Origin of the sequence: Streptomyces sp. NPDC001351, from assembly GCF_042896045.1 — a bacterium.
In the GTDB taxonomy this organism is placed as follows: domain Bacteria; phylum Actinomycetota; class Actinomycetes; order Streptomycetales; family Streptomycetaceae; genus Streptomyces.
In genome coordinates this window covers 138797-153121 of record NZ_JBIAWS010000018.1, presented here as the reverse complement: position 1 = coordinate 153121, position 14325 = coordinate 138797, and the positions used below count along the sequence as shown (strand labels likewise).

Sequence of the window (14325 nt, the reverse complement as noted above, 5' to 3'; positions counted from 1 at the left end):
GGGGGTCTGGGGGCGCAGCCCCCAGGGACTACGCCTCCCGCCGGTGCCGCCCGCCACTCGCCTCAGCCCCCGCGGCAGCGGAATCCGCAGCGGCCCGCTCCTTCTCGGCCTGCTCCTCCGCCTCCATCTCCGCGAACACGTCGATCGGCGCGGGCGCCTTCGCCAGGAACACCCAGGTGAGCCAGACGGCCAGCAGGAACGGCGGGATCTTCAGCGCGACCAGCACCCAGCCCAACTGCGCCGTGTTCGCCCACCAGTACAGCGGGAAGAGAATCGCGCACTTGGCGAGCAGAATCAGCCCCCAGGCCCAACTGGCCTTCGCATACGCCTTCTTGCGCCCCGGATTACGCGTCCGCCAGGAGAGGTTCTCCTTGAACACCGGTCCGAGGATCAGCCCGAGCAGCGGCACCCCGCACAGGGTCGTGACGATGTACGCCAGCGCCAGGCCCAGCGTGTAGAGCATGCCGGGGAGGTAGAAGTCCTTGGCGTTGCCCGTCATCATCGCGAAGACGACACCGAAGGCCACGCCGAAGACACCGCTGAACGCGTGCTTGACGGTGTCCCGCATGACCAGACGGACCACCACGAGCAGCAGGGACACGGCGAGGGCGGCGATGGCCGACCAGTGCAGGTCCTTGTTGATCGTGAAGATGGTGACGAAGAGGAGGCCGGGCAGCACCGTCTCGACCATGCCCCGCACTCCGCCGAACGCTTCGAACAGGGCGGCCTCGGTCACCGCCCGGGCGTCGTCGGCAGACGTGTCTTCGGTCGGCTTGTCGAGCGACGTCACCGGCTACTCCCGTCCGAGGGGTCTCAGTTCGTACTTCGGATTGAACAGCACCCGGCGGCCCCGGCTGAGCGAGACGCGACCCGATGCGATCAGCCTGCGCCCCGGTTCTATGCCCACGATGGAGCGCCTGCCGAGCCACACCACGTCCAGGGCGGCGGAGCCGTCGAACAGCTCGGCCTCCAGGGCCGGGACGCCCGCACGCGGCCGCAGGGTGACCGTGCGCAAGGTACCAGTAACCGTGACGATCTGTCGGTCGTGACAGTCACCGATCCGGGTGCATCCGGCGGTCGCGGTGTCCTCCCGCAGCTCCTCGGACTCCAGGTCCTCCTGCGAAGAGGAGAGCCGGTCGAGCATGCGCCGGATCCGGCCCACCGGCTTTTCGGAACGAGGAACAGCACTCATATCTGAAGCGTACCGGGGCGCACTGACAGCTACGTACCCGCGGCCCCGGCGCCCGAACCGACGCCCCTCACCTCTCGAACCGGTACCCCATCCCAGGCTCCGTGATGAAGTGCTCAGGGTGCGAGGGGTCCGCCTCCAGCTTCCTGCGCAGCTGGGCCATGTACACCCTCAGGTAGTTCGTCTCGGTCCCGTATGACGGACCCCACACTTCCTGCAGGAGCTGCTTCTGGCTCACCAGCCGGCCCGTGTTGCGCACCAGCACCTCCAGCAGATGCCACTCGGTGGGCGTGAGCCGTACGTCCTTGCCTTGCCTGTTGACCTTCTTCGCGGCGAGGTCGACGGTGAACCCCTCGGTCTCCACGGTGGTCACGTCGTCCTCGCCGACGCCGACCGGCTCGGCGCGGCGCACGGCGGCCCGCAGCCGGGCGAGCAGTTCGTCCATGCCGAAGGGCTTGGTGACGTAGTCGTCGGCGCCGGCGTCGAGGGCCTCGACCTTCTCGTCGGAGGTGTGCCGGGCGGACAGCACCAGGATCGGCACACGGGTCCAGCCGCGCAGTCCGCGGATCACCTCGACGCCGTCCATGTCGGGCAGACCCAGGTCCAGGACGACCACGTCGGGGTGGCGGGCGGCTGCGAGCTGCAGGGCGGTGGCGCCGTCGTGGGCCGCGTCGACCTCGTACTTGCGCGCCTTGAGATTGATCACGAGGGCGCGCACGATCTGCGGCTCGTCATCGATGACCAGCACACGGGTCATGTGGCCTGCCTTTCGGGTTCCGCCGGGTTGAGAAGCTCGGGCGCGCGCGATCCTGCCGCGCGCAGGGTGAGGACCATGCTGAGGCCGCCGCCGGGTGTGTCCTCGGCGTCGAGGGTGCCGCCCATGGCCTCGACGAAACCGCGCGCCACGGCGAGGCCGAGGCCCACACCGGCCCCGCGCGGGGCGTCGCCGTAGCGCTGGAAGGGCTCGAAGATGCGCTCCTTGGCGTCGTCGGGGACGCCGGGCCCGCGGTCGACCACGCGTACCTCGACACGGTCGGCGATGGCGCTGGCGGCGACCAGTACCGCCTCGCCCTGCGGGCTGTACTTGACGGCGTTCTCGACCAGGTTGGCCACCGACCGCTCCAGGAGGCCCGGGTCCACGTCGACCATGGGCAGGCTCTCCGGCACGTCCAGTTCGACGCTGTCCTCGGGCACCCCGACCAGCGCCATCGGTACGACCTCGTCGAGGTCGACCTCGCGGATCAGCGGGGTGACCGTACCGGTCTGCAGACGGGACATGTCGAGGAGGTTGCCCACCAGGTGGTCGAGCCGGTCGGCGCCCTCCTCGATGCCCTCCAGCAGCTCCGCCTGGTCCTCCTCGGACCACGCCACGTCGTCCGAGCGCAACGACGACACGGCCGCCTTGATCCCGGCCAGAGGGGTACGGAGGTCATGGCTCACGGCGGCCAGCAGCGCCGTCCGGATGCGGTTGCCCTCGGCCAGCGTCCGGGCCTGTTCGGCCTCCTCCTCAAGGCGCCGGCGGTCCAGTACGACGGCGGCCTGGGCGGCGAACGCGGCCAGCACCCGGCGGTCCTCGGCGGGCAGCACCCGCCCGGTCAGCGCGAGCGCCATGTGGTCCCCGGCCGGTACGTCGACGTCCGCCTCGTCCGGCCGCTGCACCGCGGGGCCCAGGCCGGCGCGGCCCGCGCAGGTCCACGGGTCGTGGTCGCCGGCCCGCTCCAGCAGGGCCGCCGACTCCATGCCGAAGGTCTCGCGGACCCGTTCGAGGAGCTCCTCCAGGCCGGTCTCGCCGCGCAGCACGTTGCCCGCGAGGAACGACAGGATCTCCGACTCGGCACGCAGCCGGGCCGCCTGGTGGGTGCGCCGGGCGGCGAGGTCGACCACCGAGGCCACCGAGACGCCGACGCCCACGAAGATCACGATGGCGACGATGTTCTTCGGGTCGGCGATGGTCCAGCGGTGCAGGGGCGGTGTGTAGAAGTAGTTCAGCAGCAGCGAGCCGAGCGCGGCCGAGGCCAGCGCGGGCAGCAGGCCGCCGAGCAGCGCCGCCGCGACGGTCACCGCCAGGAACAGCAGCATGTCGTTGGCGAGGCCGAGATGGACGGTGTTCAGGAGCACCGCGAGGACCGCGGGGCCGAGCACGCCGACCAGCCAGCCCGCGATGATCCGCGACCGGCCGAGCCGTGCCCCCCGGGCCACCGGCAGCCCGCGCCCCTTGCCCGCCTCGTCGTGCGTGATCAGATGGACGTCGAGGTCGGACCCCGAGTCGCGGGCGACCGTCGCGCCGACGCCCGGGCCGAAGACGTACTGCCAGCTCTTGCGCCGTGAGACGCCGAGCACTATCTGGGTGGCGTTGACCCCGCGTGCGAAGGCGAGCAGCGCCGCCGGTACGTCGTCGCCGACCACGTGGTGGAAGGTGCCGCCGAGGTCCTCCACGAGGGTGCGCTGCACGGCCAGTTCCTTCGGCGAGGCGGCCGTCAGCCCGTCACTGCTGGCTATGTAGACGGCGAGCACTTCGCCGCCCGCGCCCTTCTCGGCGAGGCGCGCGGCCCGCCGGATGAGGGTGCGGCCCTCGGGTCCGCCGGTCAGGCCGACCACGATCCGCTCCCGCGAGCCCCATATCTTCGACACCCGGTGGTCGCTGCGGTACTGCTTCAGATACTCGTCGACCCGGTCCGCCACCCACAGCAGGGCCAGCTCCCGCAGGGCGGTCAGATTGCCCGGCCGGAAGTAGTTCGACAGGGCCGCGTCGACCTTGTCGGGCTGGTAGATGTTGCCGTGCGCCATCCGCCGACGCAGCGCCTCGGGCGACATGTCGACGAGCTCTATCTGGTCCGCCCGCCGCACCACCTCGTCCGGCACGGTCTCCCGCTGCCGTACACCGGTGATCGAGTCGACGACGTCGCCGAGCGACTCCAGGTGCTGGATGTTGACGGTCGAGACGACGTCGATGCCCGCCGCGAGCAGTTCCTCCACGTCCTGCCAGCGCTTGGCGTTGCGGGAGCCGGGGACATTGGTGTGGGCGAGCTCGTCCACCAGAGCCACCTGGGGGCCGCGGGCGAGGACGGCGTCGACGTCCATCTCGGTGAAGACCGTGTCCCGGTACGCCAGCTCCTTGCGGGCCACCTGCTCCAGGCCGTGCAGCATCACCTCGGTGCGCGGCCGCCCGTGGTGCTCCACGAAGGCCACCACGCAGTCGGTGCCCCGCTCCACCCGCCGGTGCGCCTCGGAGAGCATCGCGTACGTCTTGCCGACACCCGGTGCCGCACCGAGATAGATCCGAAGCTTGCCGCGTCCCATGGCCCCATTGTCTTCCGGTCACTGCTGCCCACGCAGCGTCGACCCTACGGCCAGCAATCGCGACAAAAGGTCTCGGCAGCGGCAGCGGCGCCGTCTTTGACGGAACTCTGACGCCGTGCCGCTCAGGGCTCGACGATCTCCCCGTCGCGCAGCTCCAGCACCCGGTCGGCGAGGTCCAGCAGGGTCGCGTCATGGGTGGCGACCAGGGCGGTGACCTGTTCGCTGTCGACGACGGCCCGCAGCAGCTCCATGACGGCGTGCCCGGTCTCCGCGTCCAGCTGGCCGGTCGGCTCGTCGGCGACGAGGAGCGCGGGGCTGTTGGCGAGGGCGCGGGCGATGGCGACCCGCTGCTGCTGGCCGCCGGACAGCTCGCCGGGCCGCTGTGCCGCGTGGTCGGTGAGGCCGACGAGGGCGAGCAGCAGTTCGACGCGCTCCTCGCGCTCGCGCACCTCGGCCCGGCGCAGCCGCATCGGCACGCCGACGTTCTCGGCGGCCGTGAGGATAGGGATCAGCCCGAAGGACTGGAACACGAAACCGACGCGATCGCGCCGCAGGGCCAGAAGTCCGTCCTCGCCGAGCTGTGACAGGTCGAGGCCGTCGACCCACACCCGCCCCTCGTCCGGTACGTCGAGTCCGCCGACGATGTTGAGGAGCGTCGTCTTGCCCGATCCCGAGCGACCCTTGAGGGCCACGAGTTCGCCGCGCGGCACGTCGAAGGAGACATCGCGCAGGGCATGCACGGCGGCCGCTCCATGGCCGTAGGACTTGTGGACGTTCTCGACCCGCACCATGGTCCCGGTGACCACCTGACTCATGTGCCCTCCCCCGTGCAGCCGTCGGCCGGGCGTCAGTATCGTCACCAGGCGCCCGGTCCTTCAACGGTCGGTCAGTTCGGATCGTCCCCGTGGGTGAGGGTCTCCCAGGCGACGAAGAGGCTGTTGGTGCCGGCCGGGCGCTGCTGCTCGGTCAGCGTCCGGGTGTTGCTCATCGCGATGCCGAGGCGGTTGTGCAGGGCGTTGTAGCCGACCTCGGTGACGGGCCCGAGCCCGAGCTTCAGCGAGCCGCCGCACAGCCAGCCGGGGACGGTGGCGCCCAGCTGGTACTTGGCCTGGAACCCGAGCGCCTGCCGCAGCCGCTCGCCGACGTCGGTGCCGTACAGGTCCTGGCCCTGGATCCGGCTGGTCTCGGCGACGTGGGAGATCGCCGAGATGCCGTATCCCGTGTGGGTGAAGTCACGGCAGGTCTCCTGGGTGAGCCCGGTGACGAAGGTGGACTGCCCCTGCCAGTAGCTGACGATCTTCGCCTTGGTGTCGAGGTTCTGGCCGGGGACGGTCTTCGGCAGATCGCCGTCCGAGGAGAGATAGACGTACGCGGCGGTACGGGTCCGGAACTTCGCCATGGCCTTGTCGTACGACGCCTTGTCCTCGAGGAAGACGGAGATGCCGACCGCGGCCTCCATCATCGACAGCTCCCAATTGCCGTTGGAGTCGGAGCCGTTGATGATCTCGGGGAGGTAGACGTCGCGGAGCATGGTCGCGAAGCGGCCGGAGTTCGCCCAGCCGCCGGTGTACATGTACTTGATGATCTCGGCGGCCTTCGGCCAGGAGGAGCCCGCCCAGCCGGTCTGCAGGGGCGCGTTGCTGTTGGTGTGCTCCTTGATCACGGCGGACCAGGCGTCCATCAGCTCGATCGACTTCTTCGCGTACCGGTCGTCGCGGGTGATGTACCAGGCGAGTGCGTCGGTGTACGCGGCGATCGCGTCCTGGCGCTCGTCCGTGCAGCCGTGGTCGGGGTTGGAGTAGGAGCCGCATTCGACGGTCGCGCGGGGCTTCGGCGTGCGGTTCAGGTCGGCGTACTTGCTCGCCGTCATCTGGTCGAAGGCGCCCTTCCAGGGCTGGGCGCCGGCGTTGACCTTGGTGCGCGCGAAGTCCAACTGCGCCTTGGAGACCGTGACTCCGGGGTGCACGAAGGTGGTGGGGGCGGCATCGGCAGGGCGAGCGGCAGGCCAGGCGATCATGCACACGACAATCACGGAGGCGGCTGCGAGGGGTGCGGTGCGACGCATGAGGGGCATCCATTCTCGTATGTGAACGCGAGACGCCTTTATGAACAGGCGCTTTGAGCGGAGACCGTAGGTACAGACCAATGCCCCGTCAAGGGGTCACGCACGCGAAAGAGCCGCGCCCCGAAGGGTGCGGCTCTTTGACGTCGTGCCCGGCGGAACGCCTAACGGACCTCGGTGATCTCCGGTCCGCGCTGCAGCTGCCCCATGCCGCCGGAGAAGCGCGAGCCCTCCTCCTGCTGGACACCCTCGGGGACCATCTGTGCGTCGTTCGGCAGCTTCAGGACGATCGGGTCGCGGGGCGCCATCGGGCCCTCGCCGCGGACCACGACCGTGTCCCGGAAGATCTGCTCGAGCAGACCGGCCGCCTGCGGCTGCACCGCGCCCTGGCCGGAGATCACACCGCGCAGGAACCAGCGCGGACCGTCCACACCGACGAACCGCACGACCTGGAAGCCGCCCGTGCCGTCCGGCAGCTGCACCGGCACCTGGGCGCGCAGCTCCCAGCCGAGCGGGCCCTCGACCTCGTCGACGATGCCACCCTGCTGGGTGATGCCGGAGCCGATCTCCTCGCGCACCTCGGCCCAGATGCCCTCGCGCTTGGGAGCGGCGAAGGCCTGCAGCTGGATGGCGCTGTCGCGCAGCACGACGGTCGCCGCGACGATCGCGTCGCCCGCGACCTCGACCCGCAGCTCCATGCCGTCGACGCCGGGCACGAACAGACCGCCCAGGTCCACGCGGCCCTCTGCGGGGTCGCGCACCTCGGAGTCGTCCCAGGGCCCGTCCGGCCGCGGCTCGGGCTCGAGCCTCACACGCTCGCGCTCGCCCTCTTCGTCGTCCGCCTCAGTGTCGACAAAGTCGACGACCTGCTCGGCCTCGCCGGCCGCGTCCTCGGCGGCACCCTTCTTGTTGCGACGTCCGAACACGTCACTGTCCTTCCCGGTCGGATACGACCGAAGCGTATCGATTCCCACCCGTAGTGCCGCCATCGGCGGCCTGACCGATTGTGCTGCTCGTCCCGGCCACCGCCGCATGACCTCCGGTGGACCCGAAGCCCCCTTCGGCCCGCGCCGAGCCGGGAAGCTCCGCGACCTCCTGGAAGCAGACCCTCTCGACCTGCTGGACGACCAGTTGGGCAATCCGGTCGAAGCGCTCGAACCGCACGGCCTCGCGCGGGTCGAGATTCACCACGATCACCTTGATCTCCCCACGGTACCCGGCATCAACCGTCCCCGGGGCATTCACCAGGGCGACACCGCAGCGGGCGGCGAGCCCGGACCGCGGGTGCACGAAGGCCGCGTACCCGTCCGGGAGCGCGATCGACACCCCCGTGGGCAGCACGGCCCGCTCGCCCGGCTTCAGTTCACACGCCTCGGTGGTCCGCAGATCGGCGCCCGCGTCACCGGGATGTGCGTACGACGGAAGCGGTACGTCGGCGTCGACGCGCCGGATCAGTACGTTCACGGGGTCACGGCTCACGGGTTCACCTCGAAGGCGCGGGCGCGCCGCCTCTGGTCCGGGTCGTCCATGGCGGCCCGGATCTCCTCCGGGCGGCCGTTGTCGATGAAGTGGTCGACCTTCACCTCGATGAACAGCGCGTCGGCGCGCACGGCCACGGGCCCGTCCGGGCCGCCGATGCGTCCGGTGGCGGAGGAGTAGATCTTGCGGCCCGCCACCGCCGTGACCTCGGCCTCCAGATACAGCACCGTCCCGACCGGTACGGGCCGCACGAAGTCCGTCTCCAGCCGTCCGGTCACGGCGATCGTCCTGAGCAGCCAGTTCAGCGAGCCGAGGGTCTCGTCCAGGGCGGTGGCCAGCACCCCGCCGTGGGCCAGTCCGGGCGCCCCCTGGTGAGCGGGCTGGACGGTGAACTCCGCGGTGATCGTGACGCCTTCGCCGGCCCGTGCCTCCAGGTGCAGTCCGTGAGGCTGCCCGCCGCCGCATCCGAAACACTGTTCGTAGTGGGCACCGAGCAGCTCACCGGGCGCGGGAGCATCAGGGTGCCGCACCGGTTTCACCGCGTCGGCGGGAGGCTGAAGAGCTGGGGAAGTACCACTCACAGCCGCAGACCTTACCCGCGCGTCCACCGAATCCGGACACCATGCCAAGCTTGGCTGCATGCAGCCCTCCGCCACCCCTTACGAAGAACGCCTCACCGCCCCCCGCTCGTGGTGGCTGATCTCTTTCCTGGTGGGCGTCTCCTTCGCCCTGATCCTGCTGCCCTTCGGCACCCTGCCGCTGCTCGGCGGCCTGGTCGGCGGCACGGCGGCGATGGCGGTCGCGGCGAGCGCGTACGGCTCGGTCCGCATCCGGGTGGTGGCCGGGTCGCTGATCGCGGGCGAGGCGAAGATCCCGGTGACGGCGCTGGGCGAGGCGGAGGTGCTGGACCCGGAGGAGGCGCGCGCCTGGCGCACCTACAAGGCCGACACCCGCGCCTTCCTCCTGCTGCGCGCCTACATCCCCACGGCCCTGCGCGTGGAGGTCACCGACCCGGAGGACCCGACGCCGTATCTGTATCTGTCGACGCGGGAGCCGGAGCGCCTGGCCCAGGCGCTGAGGACGGCCAGGGAGGCCGTGGCGTAACCCCGCTCAGCCCGCTGAGCCGTCCCCCAGCTCCAGCGGCCGCTCCGGGGCCTCCAGGGGCGGGAGTTCGGGGAGCGCGTCCCAGGGCACCTGGATCTTTCTCAGGTCCCCCCGGATCCGCGCCGCGAGCTTCCTGGTGTCCCGGCGGTTCATGACCGCCCCCACGGCGGCTCCCACCATGAAGGGCATGAGGTTCGGCAGGTCGCGGACCATGCGTTTCATGATCTGCTGGCGCAGTTCGCGCTTCATGGGGCCGTTCAGCGCGGAACTCACGGTCGACGGCTTGGTCACGACGATCCCGCGCTCTCCCGACCAGGAGTTGAGATACGCGGTGCTGCGCTGCTTGAGGCTGCCGGGCGGGCGTACACCGTAGACCTCGTGGAGTTCGGCGATCAGTTTCAGCTCGATCGCGGCGACCCCGGTGATCTCGGCGGCCAGTTCCGTCGGCATCGCGGGCGGTACGGGCAGCATCGCCGCCGCTCCGATCCCCGCGCCGACCGTCGAGGTGGCGGCCGCCGCACCCGCCACCAGCTTGTCCGCGAGCTGCTCGGGCCCAAGGCCCGGGAACTGCCTGCGGAGCGCCGCGAGGTCCCGTACGGGGACCCGCGGGGCGATCTCGATGATCCGGTCCGCGACATACGCCAGGCCCGCCCTGGCGGCGCTGCCGCCCTTGCGGACACCTTCCCTGGCCTTGTCACGGATCACCGCGGCCCGTCTGGCGACGGGCACACGTTTCTGTGGCGGGGCCGGGAGGTCACCCCGGCCGGCCGCCGGTTCGAGCGAGGCCGATCCTGTGGGCCCTGTCGTACCCGGTGTCGCACCGGATGGGCCCCGCTCGTCGTCACGCGCGCCATGAGGGCCGCCGGGCGGCCCTTCGTCCGCTCCCGGCCAAGGGGAGCGGCGCTTCCAAGGAGGGGTCGAGCCGGTCACGGCCGACCCGGCCTCAGTCGCAGTCGCGGCAGATCGGCTGACCGTTCTTCTCCCGGGCCAGCTGGCTGCGGTGGTGCACCAGGAAGCAGCTCATGCAGGTGAACTCGTCCTGCTGCTTGGGCAGCACCCGGACGGCCAGCTCCTCGTTCGAGAGGTCCGCGCCGGGCAGCTCCAGGCCTTCGGCGGCCTCGAACTCGTCGACGTCCACTGCGGAGGTCGACTTGTCGTTACGCCTGGCCTTGAGCTCTTCAAGGCTGTCCGAGTCGACGTCGTCGTCGGTCTTGCGTGGGGTGTCGTAATCCGTTGCCATGTCGCTCTCCCCCTCTGGGTGTCTGCGGTGTCTCCAGCGCACGTAACGCGTGAGAGGCCGGACTTGTGCCCGACCCGAGGCGGAGATTTTGCCTCACATCAAGGTCTGTTACTCAATCGACACCCAACCGGACTCCTCAAGAGTGATCGGCTTGGATGGCGAACGGGACCGTACACGGTCCCCCTACCGCTCTTCAAAGGCGCCTCACCCTGTACTTCCCGTGATCAGGACACCCGAAAACCCGGATTTTCCCGGCTTTACGGCAGTCCTCATGATCACGGAGAGTAGATGGCTGGAAAATCGCCCTTGTGATCGATCACACATGGGATGCTCCGTTCGGCGGCCAGAAAATTCCGCGCAAAGCGAACATCCCCGTGTGTCGGCGACATGATCTCAGATCGGCAGCGCGACGCGCATCACGAGGCCACCCCCTTCACGCGGCTGGGCCGAGATGTGCCCGCCGTGAGCCCGGGCCACCGACCGGACGATGGAAAGACCGAGGCCGACGCCCTTGTCGCTGCCCGTGCGCTCCGTGCGCAGCCGCCGGAAGGGCTCGAAGAGATTGTCGATCTCGTACGCAGGTACCACGGGACCGGTGTTCGACACGACCAGGACCGCCTGGCCGTGCTGGACCTCGGTGGTGACCTCGACCCAGCCGTCCTCCGGCACGTTGTACCGCACGGCGTTCTGCACCAGGTTCAGCGCGATCCGCTCCAGGAGCACGCCGTTGCCCTGCACGACCGCGGGCTTCTGCTCGCCGCGGATCACCACGCCCTTGGCGTCCGCCTCCGAGCGCACCTGGTCGACGGCCTGCTCGGCGACCTCGGCGAGGTCCACCGGCTTGCGCTCGACGATCTGGTTGTCGCTGCGGGCGAGCAGCAGCAGGCCCTCGACGAGCTGCTCGCTGCGCTCGTTGGTGGCCAGCAGCGTCTTGCCTAGCTGGTGCAGCTCCGCCGGCGCGTTCGGGTCGGAGAGGTGCACCTCGAGGAGCGTGCGGTTGATCGCGAGGGGTGTGCGCAGCTCGTGCGAGGCGTTGCCGACGAAGCGCTGCTGGGCGGTGAAGGCACGCTGCAGACGCTCCAGCATGTCGTCGAAGGTGTCGGCCAGTTCCTTGATCTCGTCGTCCGGGCCGTCCAGCTCGATCCGGCGGGACAGGTCCGAGCCGGCCACCGCGCGCGCCGTGCGGAGAATCCGGCCGAGCGGGGAGAGCACCCGGCCTGCCATGGCGTAACCGAAGGCGAAGGCGATGATCGCGAGGCCGAGAAGCGCGAGCAGGGAGCGGCTGAGCAGATCGTCGAGGGCGTGCTGGCGCTGGATGGCGTCGCACTGCTTGAGGATCGAGCTGACCTCGCTCAGCGGTGCCGAGTTCACGGCGGGGCAGGTGGTGCTGGTGATGTCGAAGTTGCCGGACACCGAGAACGCCTGGCCACTGCCCTCATGGAGGGCCTGTGCCGCCAGCAGGTAGATGATCGACAGCAGCAGGATGCCGGCGATCAGGAACATGCCGCCGTACAGCAGCGTGAGGCGTATCCGGATGGTCGGGCGCAGCCAGGGGAACGGCGGCTCGGGCTTCCTGGGGTCCCAGGTGGGCTTGGGGGGTGCCGTGGGGAGAGCGGGTGTTGCGGCCATCGCGCATCAGATCCGGTAGCCGGAGCCGGGCACGGTGACGATCACGGGCGGCTCGCCCAGCTTGCGGCGCAAGGTCATGACGGTCACGCGCACGACGTTCGTGAACGGGTCGGTGTTCTCGTCCCAGGCCTTCTCCAGGAGCTGCTCGGCGGAGACGACGGCGCCCTCGGAGCGCATCAGCACCTCCAGGACGGCGAACTCCTTGGGCGCGAGCTGCACCTCCTTGCCGTCGCGGAAGACCTCGCGGCGGTTCGGGTCGAGCTTGATGCCCGCACGCTCCAGGACCGGCGGCAGCGGCACACTGGTGCGCCGGCCGAGGGCACGCACGCGTGCGATGAGCTCGCTGAACGCGAAGGGCTTGGGGAGGTAGTCGTCGGCGCCGATCTCCAGGCCCTCGACGCGGTCGCTGACGTCGCCGGAGGCCGTGAGCATCAGCACGCGCGTGGGCATGCCCAGTTCCACGATCTTGCGGCAGACGTCGTCGCCGTGGACGAGCGGGAGGTCGCGGTCGAGGACGACCACGTCGTAGTCGTTGACGCCGATGCGCTCCAGGGCGGCCGCACCGTCGTACACGACGTCGACGGCCATGGCCTCCCGGCGCAGTCCGGTGGCCACCGCATCGGCGAGCAGCTGCTCGTCCTCGACGACGAGTACGCGCACGTCGCTTGTCCTTCCTGTGTCCACCCGCGTAGCACCTGCAAGGGCACACGCGGGCAGGGGTCTTCATGACTGTGTGCTTCCATCCTGCCCTTTTCGGTCATAAGTCGGCGGTAAGGCGGGTGGGCGGAGCGTGAGGTCAGGATGAGGTCGGGATGAAGGACAGGTGTGGGACCCGGGAATGCGAGATTTTCTCGCCGGGTTGAGGTTTCCGTGGAAGGGAGCGGGGGGAGGACGGTTCATACCCCGCGATCACGCTCTGCTAGTGCCGCAGCACCATGCGGCACGGCGCAATCCGCTTTCCGCAGAGTGGGCGTGGGTGTCCGGCACCGTCGCCACCCCCGGCGTCCGTGTGCCGGGCACCTGATGGAGACGTGATCGCCCCTTCCGAACGGCACACCCCCGTGCCATCGACCCACGACCCAGGACGAGGGGGCGCAGCATGGACGCATTCACCGCAGGACTTCTGCAGCGCATAAGGACGACCGAGTCCGACCTGACGCGGGCTCGCGACGAGGGCGACGACTTCCTCGTCGAGGTGGAGCAGGGCGAGCTCGACGACCTGCGCCGCCTCGCCGCCGAGCACGGTGTGGAGGTCGGCGCCTAGCGTCTGCGTCTGATCAGCGCGTACGTACGACAGCGGGCCCCCGGCGAATCCAGCGCCGGGGGTCTGTTTGTCTGGGTCGTTCGCCTGCGGGGGCGCCCCAGCCGGTGTCGAGACGGCGATCGTGCTCAGCGCTTCGCGCCTCCGCGCGTTCACCGTCTCGACACCGGCGCGCCCCCTCCGGCTCACTCCCGGCCGGTGTCCGGCGGTGCAGTGGGCGTCGGAGGGCCTGTGCCGCAGTCAGTCGTGCCAGGCGCCGAAGTCCTCCAGCAGGCGCTGGAGGGGCTCGAAGACGCCTGGGGTGGCGGCGACCGTCAGGGCGTGTGCGGGGCGCTCTCCGGGGCGCCCACCGGTCAGCGCGCCCGCTTCCCGGGCGATGAGGTCGCCGGCCGCGAGGTCCCACGGGTGCAGCCCGCGCTCGTAGTAGCCGTCGAGCCGGCCGGCCGCGAGATCGCACAGGTCGACGGCGGCAGAGCCGCTGCGCCGGATGTCGCGCAGCAGGGGGATCAGCTTCTGCGCGACCTCGGCCTGGTGGGTGCGGACCTCGGTGACGTAGTTGAAGCCCGTGGAGACCAGCGCCTGGTCGAGGGGCGGCGCGGGGCGGCAGGCCAGCTCGCGCTCGCCCTCCCAGGCGCCCGTGGCGCGCGCTCCGCCGCCGCGGACCGCGTGGTACGTCTCCCCGCGCATCGGGGCGGCGACGACCCCGACGACGGTCTCGCCGTCCTGCTCGGCCGCGATGGAGACGGCCCAGGTGGGCAGCCCGTACAGGTAGTTGACCGTGCCGTCGAGCGGGTCGATCACCCAGCGGATCCCGCTGGTGCCCTCGGTGGAGGCGCCCTCCTCACCGAGGAAGCCGTCGTCCGGGCGTCGGACGGAGATCAGGTCCGTGATCAGCTTCTCCGCCGCGATGTCCATCTCGGTGACCACGTCGATCGGGCTCGACTTGGTCGCGGCGACCGCGAGGTCGGCCGGGCGGCCGTCCCGCAGCAGCTCCCCGGCGCGGCGGGCGGCCTCCTGGGCCAGTGCGAGCAGTTCCTGATGCAGGGGGTCGGTCACGGGGC

At 70.4% G+C, this 14325-nt stretch carries 16 protein-coding genes; 2 read left to right on the top strand and 14 right to left on the bottom strand.

Annotated elements, in window-relative coordinates:
* Positions 1–28 precede the first annotated feature (28 nt).
* The 9 genes from ACFY1U_RS43830 to ACFY1U_RS43790 form a co-directional block, all read right to left on the bottom strand.
* Positions 29–790 (bottom strand): DUF3159 domain-containing protein, encoded by a 762-nt coding sequence (locus ACFY1U_RS43830; RefSeq protein WP_390699678.1) that lies wholly within the window; start codon positions 788–790, stop codon positions 29–31.
* 3 nt (positions 791–793) lie between these two features.
* Positions 794–1192, bottom strand: a complete 399-nt coding sequence (locus ACFY1U_RS43825; protein WP_390699677.1) for an OB-fold nucleic acid binding domain-containing protein — start codon at positions 1190–1192, stop codon at positions 794–796.
* 67 nt (positions 1193–1259) lie between these two features.
* Positions 1260–1946 (bottom strand): response regulator, encoded by a 687-nt coding sequence (locus ACFY1U_RS43820; protein ID WP_390699676.1) that lies wholly within the window; start codon positions 1944–1946, stop codon positions 1260–1262.
* Positions 1943–4489 carry an ATP-binding protein gene (locus ACFY1U_RS43815; protein WP_390699675.1) on the bottom strand — a complete coding sequence of 849 codons (2547 nt, stop codon included), beginning with the start codon at positions 4487–4489 and terminating at the stop codon, positions 1943–1945. The genes ACFY1U_RS43820 and ACFY1U_RS43815 overlap by 4 nt, the downstream gene beginning before the upstream one ends.
* A 122-nt stretch (positions 4490–4611) precedes the next feature.
* Positions 4612–5304 carry an ABC transporter ATP-binding protein gene (locus ACFY1U_RS43810; protein WP_390699674.1) on the bottom strand — a complete coding sequence of 231 codons (693 nt, stop codon included), beginning with the start codon at positions 5302–5304 and terminating at the stop codon, positions 4612–4614.
* A gap of 71 nt (positions 5305–5375) precedes the next feature.
* A complete protein-coding gene (locus tag ACFY1U_RS43805) occupies positions 5376–6554 on the bottom strand; it encodes an alginate lyase family protein (protein ID WP_390699673.1) in 1179 nt (392 codons plus the stop codon).
* 161 nt (positions 6555–6715) lie between these two features.
* Entirely contained in the window at positions 6716–7477 is a 762-nt protein-coding gene (locus tag ACFY1U_RS43800; protein WP_390699672.1) for a DUF3710 domain-containing protein, read from the bottom strand.
* A 1-nt stretch (position 7478) separates the two neighbouring features.
* Positions 7479–8030, bottom strand: a complete 552-nt coding sequence (dut, locus tag ACFY1U_RS43795) for a dUTP diphosphatase (RefSeq protein WP_390699671.1) — start codon at positions 8028–8030, stop codon at positions 7479–7481.
* Positions 8027–8611, bottom strand: coding sequence for a PaaI family thioesterase (locus tag ACFY1U_RS43790; protein WP_351483080.1), 585 nt, complete (start codon positions 8609–8611; stop codon positions 8027–8029). The genes dut and ACFY1U_RS43790 overlap by 4 nt, the downstream gene beginning before the upstream one ends.
* Before the next feature lie 58 nt (positions 8612–8669).
* On the opposite strand from ACFY1U_RS43790, the gene ACFY1U_RS43785 reads away from it, so the two are divergent.
* Positions 8670–9134, top strand: coding sequence for a DUF3093 domain-containing protein (locus tag ACFY1U_RS43785; protein ID WP_390699670.1), 465 nt, complete (start codon positions 8670–8672; stop codon positions 9132–9134).
* A 6-nt stretch (positions 9135–9140) separates the two neighbouring features.
* Here ACFY1U_RS43785 and ACFY1U_RS43780 read toward each other — a convergent pair whose 3' ends face one another.
* The 4 genes from ACFY1U_RS43780 to ACFY1U_RS43765 all read right to left on the bottom strand — a co-directional run bounded on the left by ACFY1U_RS43780 (position 9141) and on the right by ACFY1U_RS43765 (position 12663).
* On the bottom strand, positions 9141–10064 hold the full coding sequence (locus ACFY1U_RS43780; protein WP_390699669.1) for a hypothetical protein: 924 nt from the start codon (positions 10062–10064) through the stop codon (positions 9141–9143).
* Positions 10065–10077: 13 nt separating this feature from the next.
* A complete protein-coding gene (locus tag ACFY1U_RS43775; protein WP_005481602.1) occupies positions 10078–10374 on the bottom strand; it encodes a DUF4193 domain-containing protein in 297 nt (98 codons plus the stop codon).
* A gap of 393 nt (positions 10375–10767) precedes the next feature.
* Entirely contained in the window at positions 10768–12003 is a 1236-nt protein-coding gene (locus tag ACFY1U_RS43770) for a sensor histidine kinase (protein ID WP_390699668.1), read from the bottom strand.
* A 6-nt stretch (positions 12004–12009) separates the two neighbouring features.
* Positions 12010–12663 (bottom strand): response regulator transcription factor, encoded by a 654-nt coding sequence (locus tag ACFY1U_RS43765; protein ID WP_003993508.1) that lies wholly within the window; start codon positions 12661–12663, stop codon positions 12010–12012.
* Positions 12664–13102: 439 nt separating this feature from the next.
* Here ACFY1U_RS43765 and ACFY1U_RS43760 point away from each other — a divergent pair, with 439 nt between their 5' ends.
* Positions 13103–13267: a hypothetical protein gene (locus ACFY1U_RS43760; protein WP_016432180.1), complete on the top strand. Its 165-nt coding sequence runs from the start codon at positions 13103–13105 to the stop codon at positions 13265–13267.
* A 237-nt stretch (positions 13268–13504) separates the two neighbouring features.
* Here the strand turns inward: ACFY1U_RS43760 and ACFY1U_RS43755 are convergent, their stop codons facing one another.
* The gene (locus ACFY1U_RS43755) at positions 13505–14320 is read right to left on the bottom strand and encodes an inositol monophosphatase family protein (RefSeq protein ID WP_390699667.1); all 816 of its coding nucleotides are present in this window, start codon (positions 14318–14320) and stop codon (positions 13505–13507) included.
* Positions 14321–14325 lie beyond the last annotated feature (5 nt).

Excerpts from the sequence above, each read along its gene's own strand:
- ACFY1U_RS43825 (WP_390699677.1), bottom strand. The coding sequence starts at position 1,192 with ATGAGTGCTGTTCCTCGTTCCGAAAAGCCGGTGGGCCGGATCCGGCGC.
- ACFY1U_RS43820 (WP_390699676.1), bottom strand. The coding sequence starts at position 1,946 with ATGACCCGTGTGCTGGTCATCGATGACGAGCCGCAGATCGTGCGCGCC.
- ACFY1U_RS43815 (WP_390699675.1), bottom strand. The coding sequence starts at position 4,489 with ATGGGACGCGGCAAGCTTCGGATCTATCTCGGTGCGGCACCGGGTGTC.
- ACFY1U_RS43810 (WP_390699674.1), bottom strand. The coding sequence starts at position 5,304 with ATGAGTCAGGTGGTCACCGGGACCATGGTGCGGGTCGAGAACGTCCAC.
- ACFY1U_RS43805 (WP_390699673.1), bottom strand. The coding sequence starts at position 6,554 with ATGCGTCGCACCGCACCCCTCGCAGCCGCCTCCGTGATTGTCGTGTGC.
- ACFY1U_RS43785 (WP_390699670.1), top strand. The coding sequence starts at position 8,670 with ATGCAGCCCTCCGCCACCCCTTACGAAGAACGCCTCACCGCCCCCCGC.
- ACFY1U_RS43775 (WP_005481602.1), bottom strand. The coding sequence starts at position 10,374 with ATGGCAACGGATTACGACACCCCACGCAAGACCGACGACGACGTCGAC.
- ACFY1U_RS43770 (WP_390699668.1), bottom strand. The coding sequence starts at position 12,003 with ATGGCCGCAACACCCGCTCTCCCCACGGCACCCCCCAAGCCCACCTGG.
- ACFY1U_RS43760 (WP_016432180.1), top strand. The coding sequence starts at position 13,103 with ATGGACGCATTCACCGCAGGACTTCTGCAGCGCATAAGGACGACCGAG.